Origin of the sequence: Streptomyces sp. BPTC-684 (assembly GCF_030028635.1) — a bacterium.
Lineage (GTDB): Bacteria > Actinomycetota > Actinomycetes > Streptomycetales > Streptomycetaceae > Streptomyces > Streptomyces noboritoensis.
The window spans coordinates 2,836,167-2,854,243 of record NZ_CP124863.1; the positions used below are offsets into that span (position 1 = coordinate 2,836,167).

15 protein-coding genes, 1 tRNA gene and 1 pseudogene are annotated in these 18,077 nt (G+C 72.1%); 5 read left to right on the plus strand and 12 right to left on the minus strand.

Annotated elements, in window-relative coordinates:
- Window positions 1-105: 105 nt before the first annotated feature.
- The 9 genes from QIY60_RS12610 to QIY60_RS12650 form a co-directional block, all read right to left on the minus strand.
- Complete coding sequence (locus QIY60_RS12610; protein ID WP_283145908.1) at window positions 106-1,761, minus strand: long-chain fatty acid--CoA ligase; 1,656 nt, start codon at window positions 1,759-1,761, stop codon at window positions 106-108.
- A 183-nt stretch (window positions 1,762-1,944) separates the two neighbouring features.
- On the minus strand, window positions 1,945-2,481 hold the full coding sequence (locus tag QIY60_RS12615) for a SigE family RNA polymerase sigma factor (protein WP_101389237.1): 537 nt from the start codon (window positions 2,479-2,481) through the stop codon (window positions 1,945-1,947).
- A gap of 124 nt (window positions 2,482-2,605) precedes the next feature.
- Window positions 2,606-3,583, minus strand: a complete 978-nt coding sequence (locus QIY60_RS12620; RefSeq protein WP_283142497.1) for a DUF1906 domain-containing protein — start codon at window positions 3,581-3,583, stop codon at window positions 2,606-2,608.
- 95 nt (window positions 3,584-3,678) lie between these two features.
- Complete coding sequence (locus QIY60_RS12625; protein WP_283142498.1) at window positions 3,679-4,845, minus strand: lipid-transfer protein; 1,167 nt, start codon at window positions 4,843-4,845, stop codon at window positions 3,679-3,681.
- Window positions 4,842-5,258: a MaoC family dehydratase gene (locus QIY60_RS12630; RefSeq protein WP_283142499.1), complete on the minus strand. Its 417-nt coding sequence runs from the start codon at window positions 5,256-5,258 to the stop codon at window positions 4,842-4,844. The genes QIY60_RS12625 and QIY60_RS12630 overlap by 4 nt, the downstream gene beginning before the upstream one ends.
- On the minus strand, window positions 5,255-6,340 hold the full coding sequence (locus QIY60_RS12635) for an acyl-CoA dehydrogenase family protein (RefSeq protein WP_283142500.1): 1,086 nt from the start codon (window positions 6,338-6,340) through the stop codon (window positions 5,255-5,257). Before QIY60_RS12635 ends, QIY60_RS12630 begins: the two co-directional genes overlap by 4 nt.
- Window positions 6,340-7,299 (minus strand): OB-fold domain-containing protein, encoded by a 960-nt coding sequence (locus QIY60_RS12640; RefSeq protein ID WP_283142501.1) that lies wholly within the window; start codon window positions 7,297-7,299, stop codon window positions 6,340-6,342. Before QIY60_RS12640 ends, QIY60_RS12635 begins: the two co-directional genes overlap by 1 nt.
- 144 nt (window positions 7,300-7,443) lie before the next feature.
- Window positions 7,444-8,655 (minus strand): acyl-CoA dehydrogenase family protein, encoded by a 1,212-nt coding sequence (locus tag QIY60_RS12645; RefSeq protein ID WP_283142502.1) that lies wholly within the window; start codon window positions 8,653-8,655, stop codon window positions 7,444-7,446.
- A gap of 223 nt (window positions 8,656-8,878) precedes the next feature.
- Window positions 8,879-9,184 (minus strand): hypothetical protein, encoded by a 306-nt coding sequence (locus QIY60_RS12650; protein WP_283142503.1) that lies wholly within the window; start codon window positions 9,182-9,184, stop codon window positions 8,879-8,881.
- A 503-nt stretch (window positions 9,185-9,687) separates the two neighbouring features.
- On the opposite strand from QIY60_RS12650, the gene QIY60_RS12655 reads away from it, so the two are divergent.
- Together QIY60_RS12655 and QIY60_RS12660 are read left to right on the plus strand one after the other, a co-directional pair.
- The gene (locus QIY60_RS12655; protein WP_283142504.1) at window positions 9,688-10,659 is read left to right on the plus strand and encodes a bifunctional DNA primase/polymerase; all 972 of its coding nucleotides are present in this window, start codon (window positions 9,688-9,690) and stop codon (window positions 10,657-10,659) included.
- Window positions 10,660-11,005: 346 nt separating this feature from the next.
- A complete protein-coding gene (locus tag QIY60_RS12660; RefSeq protein ID WP_283142505.1) occupies window positions 11,006-12,127 on the plus strand; it encodes a hypothetical protein in 1,122 nt (373 codons plus the stop codon).
- 134 nt (window positions 12,128-12,261) lie between these two features.
- On the opposite strand, the gene QIY60_RS12665 is transcribed toward QIY60_RS12660, so the two are convergent.
- Together QIY60_RS12665 and QIY60_RS12670 are read right to left on the minus strand one after the other, a co-directional pair.
- Window positions 12,262-12,346, minus strand: a tRNA-Ser gene (locus tag QIY60_RS12665).
- A 117-nt stretch (window positions 12,347-12,463) separates the two neighbouring features.
- Window positions 12,464-14,020 carry a trypsin-like peptidase domain-containing protein gene (locus tag QIY60_RS12670; protein ID WP_283142506.1) on the minus strand — a complete coding sequence of 519 codons (1,557 nt, stop codon included), beginning with the start codon at window positions 14,018-14,020 and terminating at the stop codon, window positions 12,464-12,466.
- A 252-nt stretch (window positions 14,021-14,272) separates the two neighbouring features.
- On the opposite strand from QIY60_RS12670, the gene QIY60_RS12675 reads away from it, so the two are divergent.
- The 3 genes and pseudogenes from QIY60_RS12675 (at window position 14,273) to QIY60_RS12685 (ending at window position 17,127) form a co-directional block, all read left to right on the plus strand.
- Complete coding sequence (locus QIY60_RS12675; protein ID WP_283142507.1) at window positions 14,273-15,100, plus strand: glycerophosphodiester phosphodiesterase; 828 nt, start codon at window positions 14,273-14,275, stop codon at window positions 15,098-15,100.
- Between the two features lie 153 nt (window positions 15,101-15,253).
- Window positions 15,254-15,890, plus strand: a pseudogene (locus tag QIY60_RS12680) (ATP-binding protein).
- Window positions 15,891-16,161: 271 nt separating this feature from the next.
- Entirely contained in the window at window positions 16,162-17,127 is a 966-nt protein-coding gene (locus QIY60_RS12685; protein ID WP_283142508.1) for a DUF5926 family protein, read from the plus strand.
- 218 nt (window positions 17,128-17,345) lie between these two features.
- Here the strand turns inward: QIY60_RS12685 and QIY60_RS12690 are convergent, their stop codons facing one another.
- Window positions 17,346-18,020 (minus strand): hypothetical protein, encoded by a 675-nt coding sequence (locus tag QIY60_RS12690; RefSeq protein ID WP_283142509.1) that lies wholly within the window; start codon window positions 18,018-18,020, stop codon window positions 17,346-17,348.
- Window positions 18,021-18,077: the final 57 nt, after the last annotated feature.

Genomic DNA, 18,077 nt, shown 5'->3' on the forward strand with positions numbered 1-18,077 from the left:
CGCCAACGAGGAGTGGGCTGGGGTGTGTTTCACGTGAAACACACCCCAGCCCACCCTGTCGGCCATGTTTCACGTGAAACGTGGCCGACCTCACCGGGCCACTCGTCAGCGCAGCTCCGTGACGTCCAGTTCCCCGTCCGCGTACTGCTTGCGGATCACCTTCTTGTCGAACTTCCCGACGCTCGTCTTCGGCACCGACTCGACGATCGTCCACCGCTCCGGCAGCTGCCACTTCGCGACCGACCGGGAGAGGAAGTCCTTCAGGGCCGCGTAGTCGGCGGTCGCGCCCGGCTTCAGTACGACCGTGGCGAGCGGGCGTTCGCCCCACTTCTCGTCGGGGACGGCGACGACCGCGGCCTCGGCGACCTCGGGGTGCGCCATCAGGGCGTTCTCCAGGTCGACCGAGGAGATCCACTCCCCGCCCGACTTGATGACGTCCTTGGCGCGGTCGGTGAGCGTCAGGAAGCCGTCGGGGCTGATCACACCGACGTCGCCGGTCTTCAGCCAGCCGTCCTCGCTGAACTTGTCGGCGGGGCGGAAGTCCTCGCCGCCCGCGCCACCGTAGTACGCGCCCGCGATCCAGGTGCCCTTGACCTCCAGCTCGCCCGCCGACTCGTTGTCCCAGGGCAGGAGTTCCCCGCCGGGACCGACCAGCCGTGCCTCGACGCCCGCCGGGAAGCGGCCCTGGGTGACCCGGTACGGCCACTCCTCGTCGGCCGTGAGCCCGGCCGGCGGGTTGGCCATGGTGCCCAGCGGCGACGTCTCCGTCATGCCCCACGCGTGGCAGAGCCGGACGCCCAGCTTGTCGTACGCCTCCATCAGCGAGGGCGGACAGGCCGCGCCGCCGATGGTGACCCTCACCATCGAGGAGAGGTCCCGGGGGCGCGCGGTGACCTCGGCGAGCAGCCCCTGCCAGATGGTCGGCACGGCGGCGGCGTGCGTGGGCTTCTCGCGCTCGATCATCTCGGCGAGCGGCGCGGGCTGCAGGAAGCGGTCCGGCATCAGCATGTCGACGCCGGCCATGAAGGTCGCGTGCGGCAGCCCCCAGGCGTTCACATGGAACTGCGGCACCACGACCAGGGTGGTGTCCTTGTCCGTGAGCCCCATCGACTCGGCCATGTTGACCTGCATCGAATGCAGATAGACCGAACGGTGCGAGTAGACGACGCCCTTGGGGTCGCCCGTGGTGCCGGAGGTGTAGCACATGGCAGCGGCGGTGCGCTCGTCCAGCTGCGGCCAGTCGTACGAGGTCGGGCGGCCCGCGAGCAGCTCCTCGTACTCGTGCACCTGCGGTCCCGCGCCGTCGATGTCGTCGAGCAGCGAACGGTCGCCGGGTCCGGAGACCACGATGTGCTCGACGGTCGGCAGATGCGGCAGCAGCGGGGCGAGCAGCGGCAGCAGCGAACCGTTGACGATGATCACGCGGTCGGCCGCGTGGTTGACGATCCAGATCAGCTGCTCGGCCGGGAGCCGCAGGTTGAGCGTGTGGAGCACCGCGCCCATGGAGGGGATCGCGAAGTACGCCTCGACGTGCTCGGCGTTGTTCCACATCAGGGTGGCGGTCGCCTGGCCGTCCTCGACGCCGAGCTCGCGCAGGGCGTGTGCCAGCTGTGCGGCCCGCCCGCCGATCTCGGCGAAACTGCGGCGCCGTGGCTCCGGCTCGCCGGTCCAGGTCGTGACCTGCGACTTGCCGTGGATCGTGGACCCGTGGGTCAGGATCCGCGAGATCAGCAGCGGTACGTCCTGCATGGTGCTCAGCACGGCGGCCTCCCGGTGGGCGCTACGGTGCGCCACGTGGCGATAGGGGTGTGCCGATTCTGCTCACGTACCACGCGGTATGTCACTACCCGGAGGTAATGAATCACCCACGAGACCAAGGTCACGCGGTGCGCGGGGCCCCCGCACCGGTTATCGGCCGCCCGGTATCGGCCACCAGGCATCCGGTCAGCGGACGGGGGCGAGCTCCGGGTCCTCGCGGAGCTTGCCCAGCGCCCGGGAGACCGCACTCTTCACCGTGCCGACGGAGACCCCCAGCACCTCGGCGGTCTGCGCCTCGCTCAGGTCCTCGTAGTACCGCAGCACGACCATCGCCCGCTGGCGGTCCGGCAGCTTCATCACGGCGCGCCACATCGCGTCGTGCAGCACCTGCTGGTCGGCCGGGTCCGGCTCCGGCACCGTCTCCGGCTCGGGCAGCTCGTCGCAGGCGAACTCGTCCACCTTGCGCTTGCGCCACTGCGAGGTCCGGGTGTTGAGGAGCGCACGGCGCACATAGCCGTCGAGGGCGCGGTGGTCCTCGATCCGGTCCCAGGCGACGTACGTCTTGGTGAGGGCCGTCTGCAGCAGGTCCTCGGCGTCGCTCGGGTTCGCGGTCAGCGAGCGTGCGGTGCGCAGCAGCACGGGGCCTCGGGCCCGCATGTACGAGGCGAACGACGGGTACGGCGTCGCCGCCCGGGAGGCGCTGTTGCAGACAGGCGTGGTCATACCTCCACGCTAGGAGCGCCCGCTACGCCACGGATCGGCCCCAGGTCGCGAAGCTGGATCCCTCTCAGGTTGTACGGGTAGGGGTCGCTGCACCTCCTGAAGGTGGAGGACGCCCCGGGGCTCGTCAGGGTCGGAACCGCGCGACCGGTGCGTCCACCGTGTTCCGGTCCACCACGAGCCGGCGCCCGCCGTGCGTCTCGGTCACGTTTCCCGCGTACTGGTGGATGCGCCGGTGCGGCCGCCACGCGTCCGCGTGCAGGGTCGGTTCCCCGTGCAGGGACGACCCGGAGCCCCACCGCGCGAACCACATCACCGACGGCAGGTCGGACTGCCCTGCCCGTCTGGCCTGCTCCATGTGCCGCACCCCCGACGCGGCGCTGCTGTAGAACCCGGGCAGAAAGCCCTGCCCGCGCACCTCGCGGTTCCAGGCACGGACGAACTCCAGCGTGGTCCGCGCGCACCCCGCGTTGCCCGCGTCGTACGCCTCCATGTCCAGATAGAGCGCGCTGCCCTGCCGGATGCCCAGCTTCCCGGCCGCGTCGGCCGCCTGCCTCCCCTCTGTCCGCCCCTGGGCCGCCGAACGGCTGCCCATCCGCACCTTCCGCTTCGCCGCCGACCGCACGCACGGCGACTGCGAGCCGACGAAGATCGGCAGCACCCGCCAGCCCATCCCGTCCACACTCGCCAGCCAGCTCCGGCTGAGGTGCTGCTGGTTCGGACAGCCGCGCCCGCGCCCCCCGAAGTAGACGCCGACCCCTCGGTACGACGAGGACCGCCAGGCCTTCATCGTCGCCAGCGGCGGCGCCTGGCAGGTGTCGAACGCCGCCCCCTTGAACTGCACGGCCCGCGCCAGCACCGCAGGGCTGTCCACCGCGTCCGCCGGAGCGGCGTCGGGCGCGGCGGCAGCGTCGGCGTCCGAGGCGACGCCCGAGACGACGTCCGAGGCCGCTTCCGGCGCGGCGGCCACGGCCGGGCCGTCGGGCGCCGGCGCGGCCGACGCGGGTGGGCTCAGCGTGAGCAGAGCGGCGAGCGTGGTGGCCACGGCGAGCGGTGGCGTGACGATGCCCAGGTACCAGGGCCGGATCGATGTAAGGCTGCGCATACGGCGAGTGAAAGGCCGTCAGGTTCTCCCGGCCACCGCTCGGCCCCGCGCCTCAGCCGTCCGTGGACAGGATCATCCTTCCGTGTAAGGAGGTTTCAGCCGTCCGCGCTCAGCACGAGCCCCGACGTCGGAACGCCCGTACCCGCCGTCACCAGCACCCGCCCGGCGCCCGGTATCTGATTGACCGCCAGCCCCCGGACCTGCCGGACCGCTTCCGCTATCCCGTTCATCCCGTGCAGATACGCCTCCCCCAGCTGCCCCCCGTGCGTGTTCAGTGCCAACGCGTCCGCCGCCACAAAATCGGCCGCCTCCCCCGGCCCGCAGAACCCGAACTCCTCCAGCTGCATCAGCACGAACGGGGTGAAGTGGTCGTACAGGATCGCCACGTCGATCTCGGCCGGAGTGAGCCCGGACGTCCGCCAGAGCTGGCGTGCGACCACCTCCATCTCGGGCAGCCCGGTCAGACCGTCCCGGTAGAAACTCGTCATCCCCTCCTGTCTGCGGCCCGCCCCCTGCGCGGCCGCGGTGATCACGGCGGGCGGGCGGCGCAGATCCCGCGCCCGCTCGGCCGTCGTGACGACGATCGCCTGGCCGCCGTCCGTCTCCTGGCAGCAGTCGAGGAGCCGCAGCGGCTCGACTATCCACCGCGAGGCGGCGTGCTCGGCGAGCGTGATCGGCCTGCCGTAGAAGTACGCCGCCGGGTTGGTCGCCGCATGGCGCCGGTCGACGACGGCCACGTGCCCGAACGCCTCGGGCGTCAGACCGTACGCGTGCAGATACCGCTGCGCGGCCATGGCGACCCAGGAGGCCGGGGTGAGCAGCCCGAACGGCAGCGACCAGCCGAGCGCCGCCCCCTCGGCGGACGGCTCCCGCTGCTGCACCCCGGACCCGAACCGCCGCCCCGAGCGCTCGTTGAACGCCCGGTAGCAGACGACCACTTCCGCCACCCCCGAGGCCACCGCGAGCGCCGCCTGCTGGACGGTCGCGCACGCGGCGCCGCCGCCGTAGTGGATCCGCGAGAAGAACGACAGCTCGCCGATGCCGGCCGCCTGCGCCACGGTGATCTCCGGGCTGGTGTCCATGCTGAAGGTGACCATGCCGTCGACGTCGTCGGGGGTGAGCCCGGCGTCGTCGAGCGCGGCCCGCACCGCCTCCACGGCCAGCTTCAGCTCGCTGCGGCCCGAGTCCTTGGAGAACTCGGTCGCCCCTATCCCGACGATCGCCGCCTTCCCGCCGAGCGAGTCGGCCCGCCGGACGCTCATACCGCCGCCTCCCCGGCACCGCTCGCCCCGGCCCGGGGGAGGGCGACCGTCACGGTCCCGGTGACGTGGTGGCCCAGCCCGTTCGCCCCCACCACCCGCACCTCGGCCGTGCCCGCATCCACCGCGGTGACCGTGCCCGTCAAGGTCATCGTGTCGCCGGGATGGTTGGGCACCCCCAGCCGTATCCGCACCGAGCGCAGCCGCGCCTCGGGACCGAAGTGGTCGGTGATGTACCGCCCGACCAGGCCGTTGGTGGTCAGGATGTTCATGAAGATGTCCGGGGACCCCTTCTCCTGGGCGAGCACCGCGTCGTGGTGCACGTCCTGGTAGTCGCGGGAGGCCACGGCCCCGGCGACTATCAGCGTCCGGGTGATCGGGATCTCCAGCGGTGGCAGCTCGTCGCCCGCCTTCATGCCGCGCCCTCCTCTCGGTCCTGTCCGTCCTGCCGGTCCTGCCCGTCGACGATCAATCCGCCCAGTTCGTCCAGCAGTTCCGCGCCGCACCCCAGATACGCGTCGATCTGGCGTCCCCAGAGGAAGTGCCGGTGCACCGGGTGCTCCAGGTCGGCGCCGAGTCCGCCGTGCAGATGCTGGCCGGTGTGGACGACCCTTCGGCCCGCCTCGGATGCCCACCAGGCCGCCGTCAGCGCGTGCGTGCGGTACGGCAGCGCCCGGTCGCGCCGCCAGGCCGCCTCGTACGAGGTCACTCGTATCGCCTCGGTCTCCATGTACGCGTCGGCCGCCCGCAGCAGGACCGCCTGGTTGGTCGAGAGCGGCCGCCCGAACTGCTCACGGGTGCCGGTGTGCTCCACCGCCCGGGCCAGCGACCCCGCGCACACCCCCGTCTGCAATCCGGCGAAGGCGGTACGGGCGGTCGCCAGCACGTCCTCGTACGCGCCCGGCCCGGGCCCGCCGACCCGCTCGCCCCGCGCTCCCGAGAGCGTGAGCCGCCCGGCCGACCAGGGCGCGGTCGTCTCGACCGGTTCCGTCCCCGTCCCGGGCGCTCCCGTCCGTATCCACCACAGCGCCCGGTCCGCGTCCGGCACCAGGACGTGCGTGGCATCCCGCAGCCAGGGGACCACCGGCACCACTCCGGTCAGCTTCCCCGTCGGCCCCCCGTCCGCCGAGGCCCGTACGCCGCTGTGCGCGGGGAAAGCGCCGGTCGCCACCGCGGTGCCGTCCCGCAGGGCCGGGAGCAGCCGGTCGCGCTGTTCGCCGGAGCCGTGGGCGGCCAGCGCCAGGACTCCGTAGACACAGCTCACCGCGAAGGGCACCTGGGCAGTGGTCCGGCCCTGCTCCTCCAGGGCGAGGACAAGCCCGAGCAGCCCCGTCTCCTCGACCGCCGCGGGCAGCCCCGCGCCGCACAGCGCCTTCCACAGCTCGGTGTCCGTCCTCGTCCCGGCGGCGGTGAGGCGCTCATGGGTGGAGAGGTCCCCGAAGATCTCCCCGGCCAGCTCACGGACGGCCGACTGCTCCTCGGTGGGGGTGAAGTCCATCAGCCACCCTCACCCCCTCGGAACACCGGCAGCTCCAACTCCTCGTCCACCCGCAGGAATTCGAGCCGCACGGGCATCCCGATCCGCACCTTGTCGTACGGGACCCCCACCACATTGCTGATCATCCGCACGCCCTCGGCCAGCTCGATCAGCCCCACCGCGTACGGCCCCGAACCGTCGCCGTCGGGGCCGGTCTCCCCGGCGGCGGCTTCGGTGCCCTCGGGAACGGCGAACCCCGGGAATCGAGGGTGGTGCATCACCACGTACGAGAACACCGTCCCGACGCCGCTCGCCTCCACCGTGCCCCACTCGGCCGCCCCGCATCCGTTGCACCCCGGCAGCCAGGGGAAGCGCAGCTCACCGCAGCCGGTGCAGCGCTGGATCAGCAGCTTGTGCGCGGCCACTCCGTCCCAGAACCCCGCGTTGTCCCGGTTGACGACCGGTCTCGGCCGCCGCCCCTGCGGTTTGCGGCGCGCCGGGGCGTACTTGAGGATCCGGAAGCGGTGCCTGCCCGCGAGCTTGCCGTTCGCCCGCACGTCCATCCGCGTGGTGATGAAGTGGCCCGTCCCCAGCTTGGTGGTCTTCCGCTCCGAGACCGTCTCGATCACCGAGTCATAGGTGATCCGGTCGCCCGGGCGCAGCTCCCGTACGTACTCCTGCTCGCAGTCGGTCGCGACCACCGAGGTGAAGCCCGCGCCGTCGAGCAGCGCGAACAGTTCGTCGTGGGCCCCCGAGCGGTCCGAGTGCCCCGAGAGGCCGCCCATCGTCCAGGCCTGGAGCATGGTCGGCGGCGCGATCGCGTCCGGCCCCCGGTAGGCCGGGTTGGTGTCGCCCATCGCCTCGCACCAGTGCCTGATCATCGGCTCGTTGACCAGGTCCTTGCCGACGCCCTCGTTCGCCGCCGACCTCCCCTCGTACGCCTTCAGGCGCCCGTACAGGCCGCCCGGGTCGGGGCGCACGGACGGCGCCTCCCCGCGCGCATTCCGCCCCTCCGGACCTGCAGGTCGCCCCTCCAGACCTGTAGGGGGCGCCTCCGGATCCATAAGTCGCCCTTCCGAACCTGCGGTTCGCGCCTCCGGGCTCGCGGACACCTTCTCGCTCACCTACCTACGCCCCCTCTTCATCCCGAGCCGCATCGTCGCGACGATCTCCCGCTGCACCTCGCTCACCCCGCCCCCGAACGTATTGATCTGTGCCGCCCTGTTCATCCGCTCCAGCTCCCCGTCCCCCACGGCGCCCGGCGAACCCCGCCGCACCAGCGCCGCTTCCCCCGTGATCTCCTGGCACATTCGATACACCTCGACGGCCGATTCGGTTCCCATGAACTTCACGCCGCTCGCGTCGCCGGGGGCCAGCGAACCCGTCCCCACATCCCCCACCAAACGCCAGTTGAGCAGGCGATTCGCCGCCAGCCGGGCATGCGTCTCGGCGATCCTGGAACGCACCCACGGCTCGTCAACCCTGCGCCGCCCGGTCACCGGATCGGGGGTACGGGCGCGGGCGAGCGCCGCCTCGTAGAAATCCTCGGCCTGCATGCCGATCGCGGCGAGCGCGACCCGCTCGTGGTTGAGCTGGTTGGTGATCAGCCCCCATCCGCAGTTCTCCTCGCCGACCAGGTTCCCGGTCGGGACGCGGATCCCGTCGTAGTACGTGGCCGTCGTGGTCAGGCCGCCCACGGTGCCGATCGGGGTCCACGAGAAGCCCGGCGCGTCGGTCGGGACCAGGATGATCGAGATGCCCCGGTGCTTCGGCGCCGACGGGTCCGTGCGGCAGGCGAGCCAGATCCAGTCGGCGTTCTGAGCGTTGGAGGTGAAGGTCTTCTGGCCGTCGATCAGCCAGTCCCGGCCGTCCCGTACGGCCCGGGTCCGCAGCGAGGCGAGGTCGGTCCCGGCCTCCGGCTCGCTGTAGCCGATGGCGAAGACGAGCTCGCCGGCGAGGATCCGGGGCAGGAAGTACGCCTTCTGCTCCTCGGTCCCGTACCGCATCAGGGTCGGTCCCACGGTGTTCAGCGTGACCATCGAGACGGGGGCGCCCGCGCGGTACGCCTCGTCGAAGAAGACGAACTGCTCGTCGGGGCCGCGCCCCTGACCGCCGTACTCGACGGGCCAGCCGAGCCCCAGCATCCCGTCGGCACCGATGCGCCGGAGCAGGGCGCGCTGCGCTGCCGGATCGTCGCCGTCCTGACCTCCGCCCTCCGGATCGCCACCATGTGAGGCGCCGCCCGCGCTGCCCGCGCCGTCCGGCATCAAGGCGCGGAAGTACGCGCGGAGTTCGGCGCGCAGGCGCTGCTGGCGTTCGGTCGGGGCGAGGTGCACGGCGGCGGCCTCCGGAGTCCGGACGTACGATACGGATCAGGGTTTCTGACTGTCCGTCAGATGCGGCTGCCCTGTCAATGCTCATGCCGGTGCCCATGCGTACGGCCTCACCTGTGCCCGCGCCCGTGCCACCCGGACACACAACCGCCCGGGTAGCCGCGCCGCAGCGCCGCCACCCGGGCAGTCGTTCACCCCACTGACCCCGACCCCGAGGGGCCCCGGCTCACCAGAGGTTGGTGAAGTTGACCGCCACGTTGTCCTGACGGATCGCCGTGAAGGCGGAGCCGTTCACCTGGGCGGTGTTGCTCTGGTTCGAGGCGCCGGAACCCACCGCCTGCTGCTGCGTGGTGGACGAGTTCCCGTTGTTGTCGTGCCCGACGCCGCTCCCACTGACGGTCGCCACCGCCGCATTCGATCCGTGGTCCGAGAAGGCGCCGTTGTCCGCGGCGGCCACCCCCGTGAAGAGCCCCACTGCGAGAGGCAGGGCGGCAACGGCGGCGATGACGCGGGCGGTACGGATGTGTGCCATGTCTATTCCTCCAGGAACCAGAAGTACGGCTTGTTCCAGGGAAGTTGGCCGACCGCCCCGGACGCTGTTGCGACGTCGCGAGATCAGAGTTGCCCACCGAATCCCCGTCGAACCAGCCCAGTCGACGCGTTTCGCCCGCAAGCGTGAGGACATGTCGATAAACCACCAACGCGCCTCCAAAACCCCAGAGCCCTCCCGCCGACCCAGGTGCACCGCGCCACACACCGGCCCTCAAGGGAGGAGAACCGTTTCAGCGCATTTTCGGCCAATCTTCCGCGCCACTCTCCTGTCACCCGGGTGACGGACGCCCGTACCCCACCTGGCACACACCCATCTCCCGCCCCGTCCGAGCCCGTATTCGCCCGGACCGAGCCCTCACAGCCGGTCAGCCCGCGCCCCACATCCGTCCGGTCGCACCCGCCCCTCTCGTGCTCCCCGCCCCCGCTCGAACCCGAGCCGTTTCCCGCTTCCCTTTTTCGAACACTCGTACGAACATGGAAGGCATGGCCACCATCGACCGGCATGCCTCCACCCTGGCCCTCGCCCACGCTCTCTCCGTCGCCGAGCGCGGGCTCCCCGTCATTCCGCTGTCCCGTTCGAAGCTCCCCGCGCTGCGCTCGCCGCACCACGACGAGCCGCAGCCCGCGCTCTGCCGGGGCGAGTGCGGGCTGCCGGGCCACGGGGTGCACGACGCGACCACGGACCCGGCGGCCGTACGCGCGCTGTTCGCGGCCGCGCCCTGGGCCACCGGGTACGGCATCGCCTGCGGGCGGCCGCCGCACCACCTCATCGGGATCGACCTGGACACGATGAAGCCGGTTTCGCCGACAGGGACGGCGGCAGGGGCATCGGTCCCGCCCCAGCGCGAGCCGGGGGCGCTGCGGCCGTCGCCGCCGTCGCCCTTCATGCCGCTCGCCGCCGACCCGCCGCCCGAGTCCGTGGCGGCCCTCCAACACCTGGCGCTGCGGCATCTGTTCACGATCCCCGAGACCGTCGTGGTGATCACTCCGAGCGGCGGGCGGCACATCTGGCTGACGGGTCCGCCCGACCGGGTCGTCCCGAACTCCGCGAGCCGCCTCGCGCCCGGGATCGACGTCCGGGGCGCGGGCGGCTATCTGGTCGGCCCCGGCTCGCTGACCGGCAACGGCGTCTACCGGCTCGCCCCGGGCACGGCCCATCTGGCGCCCGCTCCCTGCCCCGACGCGCTCCTCGATCTGCTCACGCCCCCGGCACGTGCCCAGCACTCCCGGGCGTACGGCACGGACCGGGGCCACGGCCTGGTGCAGTTCGTCCTCGCCGCCCACGAGGGCCAGCGCAACACCCGCCTCTTCTGGGCCGCCTGCCGCGCCTACGAGAACGGCATCGGCGACGCCCTGGCCGACCGCCTCACCGCCGCCGCGATCCGCACCGGCCTCACCGAGCGGGAGGCACGGGCGACGATCGCGTCGGCGGCACGGCTGACGACGGCGTACTGAGGGCAGTCGTACGTACGTAGAGATACGAAGCGAAGGCGTACGCAGGAGTGCGGGTGTCGCACAAGTAGGTATGCCTGTAAGGGGCGTTGCCCATAGGGCGAGTCCCTTACCCGTCCAGCTGTCGGCACCTCGTGTTCACACGGCATCGAAGCAGGTCAGCGGGCTGATCCTCTGTCACACGCCCGTGACATGGCCCGTACGGTTCCCTCACAGCCGCTGCATAGATTTTCTTCCGCAGCCACCGCCCAGCCTCAACGGCCCCACCCGACAGAGGGGGCGGCATTGCGACTCTCCGCCTCCTCACTCACTCCGGCCCAGATGGCCGTCCAGCTTCATGGAGTCGTTCATGTCGACCTACACCTCCCGCCGCGTCACCGTCCACGCCGCGATCGCCACCGTCGCACTCGCCGGGGCCCTCCTCACCCCGTCCGCCGCACTCGCCGCCACGCCGGCCGGCGCCGCGGCCTCCGCCCCCGAGAAGTGCACGTCGGTCGCGACCGTCCCCTCGGTGCGCACGGGCATGTCGGTGACGCTGACCAACCGCGCCGAGTCGGGCCCGAAGGCCGAGCTCAAGGACGGCAAGGGCAAGGTCGTCGCCATGGTCGACAAGGCCCGCACGAAGGACGCGGCGGCCGGTATCGCCGTCACGGGAACGAGCCTGGCCGTTCCGACGTTCTCCCAGTGGGCCAAGGGCGGTGAGCACGCGGCGAAGAACACCCCGTTCCCCAAGCTTCCCGCGGGCTGCGGCACCGACCTGGGCGGCGACACCTCGTACAAGCTGGTCAACGGCGAGACGGTCCACGTGCACAAGTTCGCCCCGGGGCACTACCGCGCTGAGTTCACCACCAAGGGCCACGCGGTCAAGATCCTGGAGACCGAGGCCGGCGGCGAGCTCCTCGACGCGTACGTCCACGGGATGTACGTGGTCCTCAGCGGCTCGACCGGCAAGCTCTCCTCGGAGTTCATCAGCACGCGCTCCGGCTGCACCGTGACCCGGATCGTCCCCAGCGTCTTCGGCGCGGGCTCCTCGGTGAAGCTGACCAACGGCCCGACCGGCCCGAAGGCCCAGCTGCGGTACGGCAGCAAGGTGCTCGCCACCGCGGACCGCGCCCACCCCGCCAGCCCCGACATGGGCGTCAAGATCGTCGACGCGAACACCGCGGCGCCGCAGCTGGGCCAGCGCACCCAGGGCGGCAACACCCCTTACCGGATGAGCGCGTTCCCGTCCCTGCCCAAGGGCTGCGCGACGGCGACCCCGGCCAAGACGACCACCACGCCCGCCCCGGCCCCGTCCGCCCACACGGCGGGCAGCCAGACCGTCCCCAAGGGCGGCGTCGCCGCCGGTGCCGAGGTCAAGGAGCAGGGCGGTGACAGGACCGCGCTGTACGCGGGCGGCACGGGCGCCGCGGCCCTCGGCGCCGCCGGCTTCACCCTGCTGCGCCGCCGCCGCGCCGCGGGCCGCGTCTGATCCGTACGGGCCGAGTGCCTCGCCGTAGAGACTCGGCGGAGAGAGGCGCCACGGATCACACCCAGGACCGAAAGAGAGGTGCCCCGGACTTCCGGGGCACCTCTTTTTTTCACGGGCCATACGGCCCATACACGCGGTGGGTGTGGGATTTGAACCCACGGTGACTCGCGCCACGACGGTTTTCAAGACCGTTCCCTTAGGCCGCTCGGGCAACCCACCCTTGCCCCGGGCCGACCGGCGGCGGGGCTGCTACAGCCTAGCGGAGGGGGCATCCTGGTGCGGAGGCCCGGCCGGGGGACGGCCGGGCCTCCATGGCAGTTGCCGCGTCGGTGGTGGTCAGCTGTCGCCCGTGCGCTCGCCCAGCGTGACCGTGACCGTCGACTCCTTGCCGTCGCGCTTGTACGTCAGCTGGACCTGGTCGCCCGGCTTGTGCGTCCAGATCTCGCTGATCAGGGTCGGGCCGCTGTCGATCACCGTGTCGCCGAACTTGGTGATGACGTCGCCGGGCTTGAGGCCCACCTTGTCCGCCGGGCCGCCGGACACCACGGCCGGGGTGCCACCGGACGCCTGCGCGGAGATCTTGGCGCCCTGACCCTTCTCCTCCATGGTGACGGTCGCGCCGATCACCGGGTAGACCGGCTTGCCGGTCTTGATCAGCTGCTCCGCCACGTTCTTCGCCTGGTTGACAGGGATCGCGAAGCCCAGGCCGATCGAGCCCGCCTGCGACTGGCCGAAGCCGCCGCTGCCGGCCGACTGGATGGCCGAGTTGATGCCGATGACCGCGCCGCGCGAATCGAGCAGCGGGCCGCCCGAGTTGCCCGGGTTGATGGAGGCGTCGGTCTGCAGGGCGCTCATGTACGACGCCCTGGAGTTGGCGCCGTCGCTGGACGCCACCGGGCGGTTCTTGGCGCTGATGATGCCCGTGGTGACCGTGTTGGAGAGGCCGAAGGGCGCGCCGATCGCGATGGTCGAGTCGCCGACGGCCACCTGGTCCGAGTTGCCGAGGGCGAGCGGAACCAGGTTGGACGGGGCGTTCTTGAGCTTGATGACGGCCACGTCGTAGCCCTGCGCCCGGCCGACCACCTCGGCGTCGTACTTCTTGCCGTTGGAGAACGTCGCCGACAGCTTGCCGCTGTTGGCGGCGGAGGCCACCACGTGGTTGTTGGTGACGATGTGGCCCTCCCGGTCGTAGACGAATCCGGTGCCGGTGCCGCCCTCGCCGTCGCTGCCCTCCGCCTGGATCGTCACGACGCTCGGCAGCGCCTTCGCGGCGACCGCCGCGACCGTGCCCGGGTCGCGCTTGAAGTCCTTCGGGGTGTCGGACGCGGAGACCGTGGTCGAGCCGCCGGAGCCGTCCTCGCGGTCCGCCGCCCAGTAGCCGATGGCACCGCCGACGCCGCCCGCGACCAGCGCGGCCGCCAGGACGGCCGCGACCAGTCCGCCGCGGCGGCGCGGACCCTGCGGCTCGGGCACGGGCGCGCCCCAGACCGGGCCGCCGCCTCCGCCGCCGTACGCGGGCAGCGCGGGCGGGGGCGTCGGCCAGCCGCCGGCGGGCCCCTGCGCGTGCGTGGCGGGCGCCCCGCCGTACGGCTCGGCCGGCACCGGGCCGGGCAGCTGCGCCGTGACGGGCTCATGCGCCTGGTGCGCGGACTCCTGCGCGGGGGCCGTCTCCTGTACGGAGGTCGGCGCTTGTACGGAGGTCGACCCCTGCACGCTCGCCGTCTCCGGCGCGGCCGCCGGCTCCGGCGTCGCGTGCGTGGCCGCGGGCTCGGTCGCCGGGGACGGCGCCGCGGCCTCCTGGGACGTCACGGGAGGGGCGGGAGGCGCGGGCGGTGCTGACGACGGGGCAGGCGGGACGGCCGGGACCGCGGTGCCCTCGTTCTCGGTGCTCACAGCTCTCTCTCCTCGGTTCCACTCAGTCTCGGGGTCGGTAGATTTCGGCTTGGGGACGCGACACCGACCATGGTGCGCCAGGGGTCCGACAATCGCGTACCGCACGGTGCGGACGTGTGGACATGTCAGCGCTCAGTTTTTCCCACAAGCTGTCAGGCCACTGTAAGCAGGAGCTGTGTATTCGTGCTCCCGGCAGCAGGGCGCCCGCCCTCAAGCCGCCCCTCACCCCCGTCGCAGTGGCACGATGACGCGGTGACCCAAGCACGGCAGCACGACAGTCATACGCCCCACCGGGCCTCCGTCCAGGTGGTCGCCCACCGCGGCGCCTCCGAGGACGCGCCCGAGCACACCCTCGCCGCATACGTGAAGGCCATCGAGGACGGCGCGGACGCCCTCGAGTGCGACGTCCGGCTCACCGCCGACGGCCATCTCGTCTGCGTCCACGACCGCCGCGTCAACCGGACCTCCAACGGCCGCGGCGCCGTCTCCGCCCTGGAGCTCTCCGAGCTCTCGGCGCTCGACTTCGGCTCCTGGAAGGACAGCGAGGAGAGCCCGGACTGGGGCGACCCGTCCTTCACCTCCGTCCTCACCCTCGAACGGCTCCTGGAGCTCGTCGCCGACGCGGGCCGCCGCATCGAGCTGGCCATCGAGACCAAGCACCCCACCCGCTGGGCCGGGCAGGTCGAGGACCGGCTGCTCCAACTGCTCAAGCGGTTCGGTCTGACCGAGCCGCCGCCGGCCGGGGAGACCTCGCCCGTACGCATCATGAGCTTCTCCGCGCGCTCCCTGCACCGCGTCGCCGCGGCCGCGCCGGACATCCCGACCGTCTACCTGATGCAGTTCCTGTCGCCCCGGCTGCGCGACGGACGGCTGCCCGCGGGTGCGCGGATCGCGGGCCCCGGCATGCGGATCGTCCGCAATCACCCCGGCTACATCGACCGGTTGCACGCGGCGGGCCACCAGGTCCACGTCTGGACGGTGAACGAGCCGGAGGATGTCGAACTGTGCGTACGCCTCGGGGTCGAGGCCATCATCACCAACCGCCCGAAGCAGGTCCTGCGTCAGTTGGGCCGCCTCTGAGACACGTACGCGGGGCACCCCCGGGACCTCTCGAAGCGCCGCAAAAGCGCCCTGGGAGCGCCGCCTACGTAGTCGTCCTCCCCACTCGTGTCACCAGTAATACTGGTGACAGGGAGTGCACCGGCGCGTTCGGTCCGTATTCGATCGTTACGAGTGCGTCACCGGACACCGGTTGGCCGGTTTCCGGTCCAGTCCATTGGGGCATCCACACCGTGGCGTGGGGGTGAAGGAGGTCTCGGGGGTGGCGTTGGTGGTGGCACAGGAGGTGCCCACGTCGTCGAGCATGGCCGTGCCCCACGGCCCTGCGGGCGTGGGCAAGGCAAGACACCGGATGCGTGAGCAACTGCTCGGCAGCGGGGTGTCCGAGCCGGTCGTGGACGATGCCGTACTGGTCCTTTCCGAACTGCTCAGCAATGCCTGTCGGCACGGCAGACCGCTGGGGCGCGCGGACGTGGGCGACGGGGACGTGCGGGCCGCCTGGCGCATCGACAAGGCGGGCCGGCTGACGGTCGAAGTGACCGACGGCGGCGGCCCGACCCGGCCGATTCCGGCCACACCCTCGGTCACCGCGCGCGGGGGCCGCGGTCTGAACATCATCAGCGCGCTCGCCCAGGACTGGGGCGTACGGGACAGCGCGTCCGGCGAGGTGACCGTCTGGGTGATCATCACCGCCGGGTACGACCTGGCGCAGGGGCGCGAGAACGGCCGCGGGCCCGCCCCGGACGACTTCGTCGCGCGCGTGGCGATGCCGGGACTGGAATTCGCGGACGCCTTCGACGACCTGGACTGAGCCCAGGACGCCGTCGGGGACCTGGCCGCGCGCCCACCGCCGGGCCGAGCAGCCGCGCACCTCACACGGCCGGACCCCGCTCGCCGGGCCGCCTCGCACCACGAACCCCGCGCGCCGCGCCCGGGCCCACCCGTGAGGCCCGCACCCACCCCCGTACGCGGACCGCGCCGTACGACTTGCACCGAGCCGCACGCCGTGTGCCGACCCGTACGGCTAGGCTCGCGCCCGACACAGCGACACCGCACCACCGCAGTCGGGAGAGAGCCACACCATGGCCAAGAAGCGCCCCCAGACGAAGGCCGCCGCGCCGCAGCTCAAGGACGGGGAGGTGCCGGTCGTCGGGGCCCGTGAGCCCTGTCCGTGCGGCTCCGGCCGCCGCTACAAGGCCTGCCACGGCCGGGCCGCCTCGCACGCCGTGACCGAGCTGGTCCAGCGCCCGTTCGAGGGCCTGGCGGGCGAGTGCGACTGGGTCGCGCTGCGCGAGCTGGTCCCCGCCGCGACCGTCGAACTCACCCTCAAGGGCGGGCTGCCCGAGGGTGTGCCGTCCGTGACGCTCGCGACCGTCCTGCCGATGGCGTGGCCCGCGCTGCGCCGCGACGACGGCTCGGTGCTGCTCGGCCTGCAGAACGACACGCCGTCCGGCGACATCAGCCGCGACCTGGCGGACACGCTCACGCGCGCGTTGACGGCGGAGCCGGGTACGCCGGTCGCCGCCCAGCGCGTCGACCCGCAGGGTCCCCGCCTCCAGGACCTGCTGGACCCGGCCGCCGCGTTCGAGCCCGCCGTGCACAGCGGGTTCGAGTTCTGGGTGCCGGACTCGGAGAACGCCACCCCCGAGGTGTCCGCCTCCCTGGAGCGCGCCAACGCGGCCGCGATCCCGACCGTACGGCTCACGTCGGTCGACTCGTCCTACTGGTGCGAGACGCCCGAGAAGAACCACCTGCGGTGGGTCATGCCGCACGCGGAGGAGCGCCTTCTGGACGCGCTCGCCCGGCTGCACGCGGCCGGCACCTCCTCGCTCGGCGAGGGCACCCGGCTCGTCGGCTCGTTCCGGGCGCACGGTCTGACCGTGCCGGTCTGGGACCTGCCGAGCTCGATGACGGCCGAGGAGTGCGAGAAGCCCGCCGCCGCGTTCGCGGAGCGTCTGGCGGCGGCGCTGGCGGACGAGTCGCCGCTCACGCCGGAGGAGCGCAGGGCGCGAGGCGGCCTCACCAACCGCCAGGTGACCTTGAGCTGAGCGTGACCATTCCTGTCACGGGACAGGTGACCCGCGTCACAACTCCCGGTGGTCGCAGATAAATCGGTGTCCGAATAACCGAGATCGAATTTGCGAATGACAGATCTCTTGTTACCGTTCTAAGAGCCCGGTCGCTGGTGCATCCCCCGTCGCCAGCGATCGGGCCCTTCCATTTCCTCTTCCGGTTCGCCGCACGCGCCCACGTGGCCGTTTGCCTCTCAACGAGCCGCGCCCGCCGCCGAGTTGAGCGCCGCACCGTCGGCCGCATTGGACCCGGAGCGCAGCAGCAGAGGCGCGTCATCGCCCGTTCCGGCGAACTCCGCGACCGCCGAGTACGCGCCAGGTTTTCCCCTCACGGGCCCCCTCGGCGTCTCGCACACCCCCGGTTGATCTCCCGCACCGACGGCACAGTTCGTCTGTACGGTGTGGCCGCCCGGCCCCATCAGGGTGAGCACCGAGCGCAACCGTCCGCCCGTGGCATTGCGGTAGTAGGTGCGCGCCCAGGCGTCGTGGCCCTCGGTCAGCACACAGGTCTGCGCCTCGACGCCGTCGGGCGAGACGAGTTCGGGCCCGCAGTGGGCGGCCGGCTCGGGGGACGCATCGCCCACGCGCGCGTGAGGAACCCGCTTCGCATCGTCCGGTACGGAGTCGTCCGTTACGTAGCCGGAGCCACCGGACCGAACGGAATCGGGCCCATCGGAGTCAGGCCTCACGGAGTCCGCCCCCACGGAGTCGGCCGCCTCGGCACGGGTGGGATCCGTCCGGGCGGGATCGCCGCCCGCGGACTCGGCCCCCGTCGGCTCCGGCTCTTCGGCCGGTCCGGCCGAAGCCGCCAGCGGCAGCAGCACCGTGAACACCACCACGGCCCCGATACCGATCATGCGGAGGTTCACGGCGGCCCACCCATCCCATGGAATTCCTGCGGTGGGCCGAAGATAGCGACGGAAACC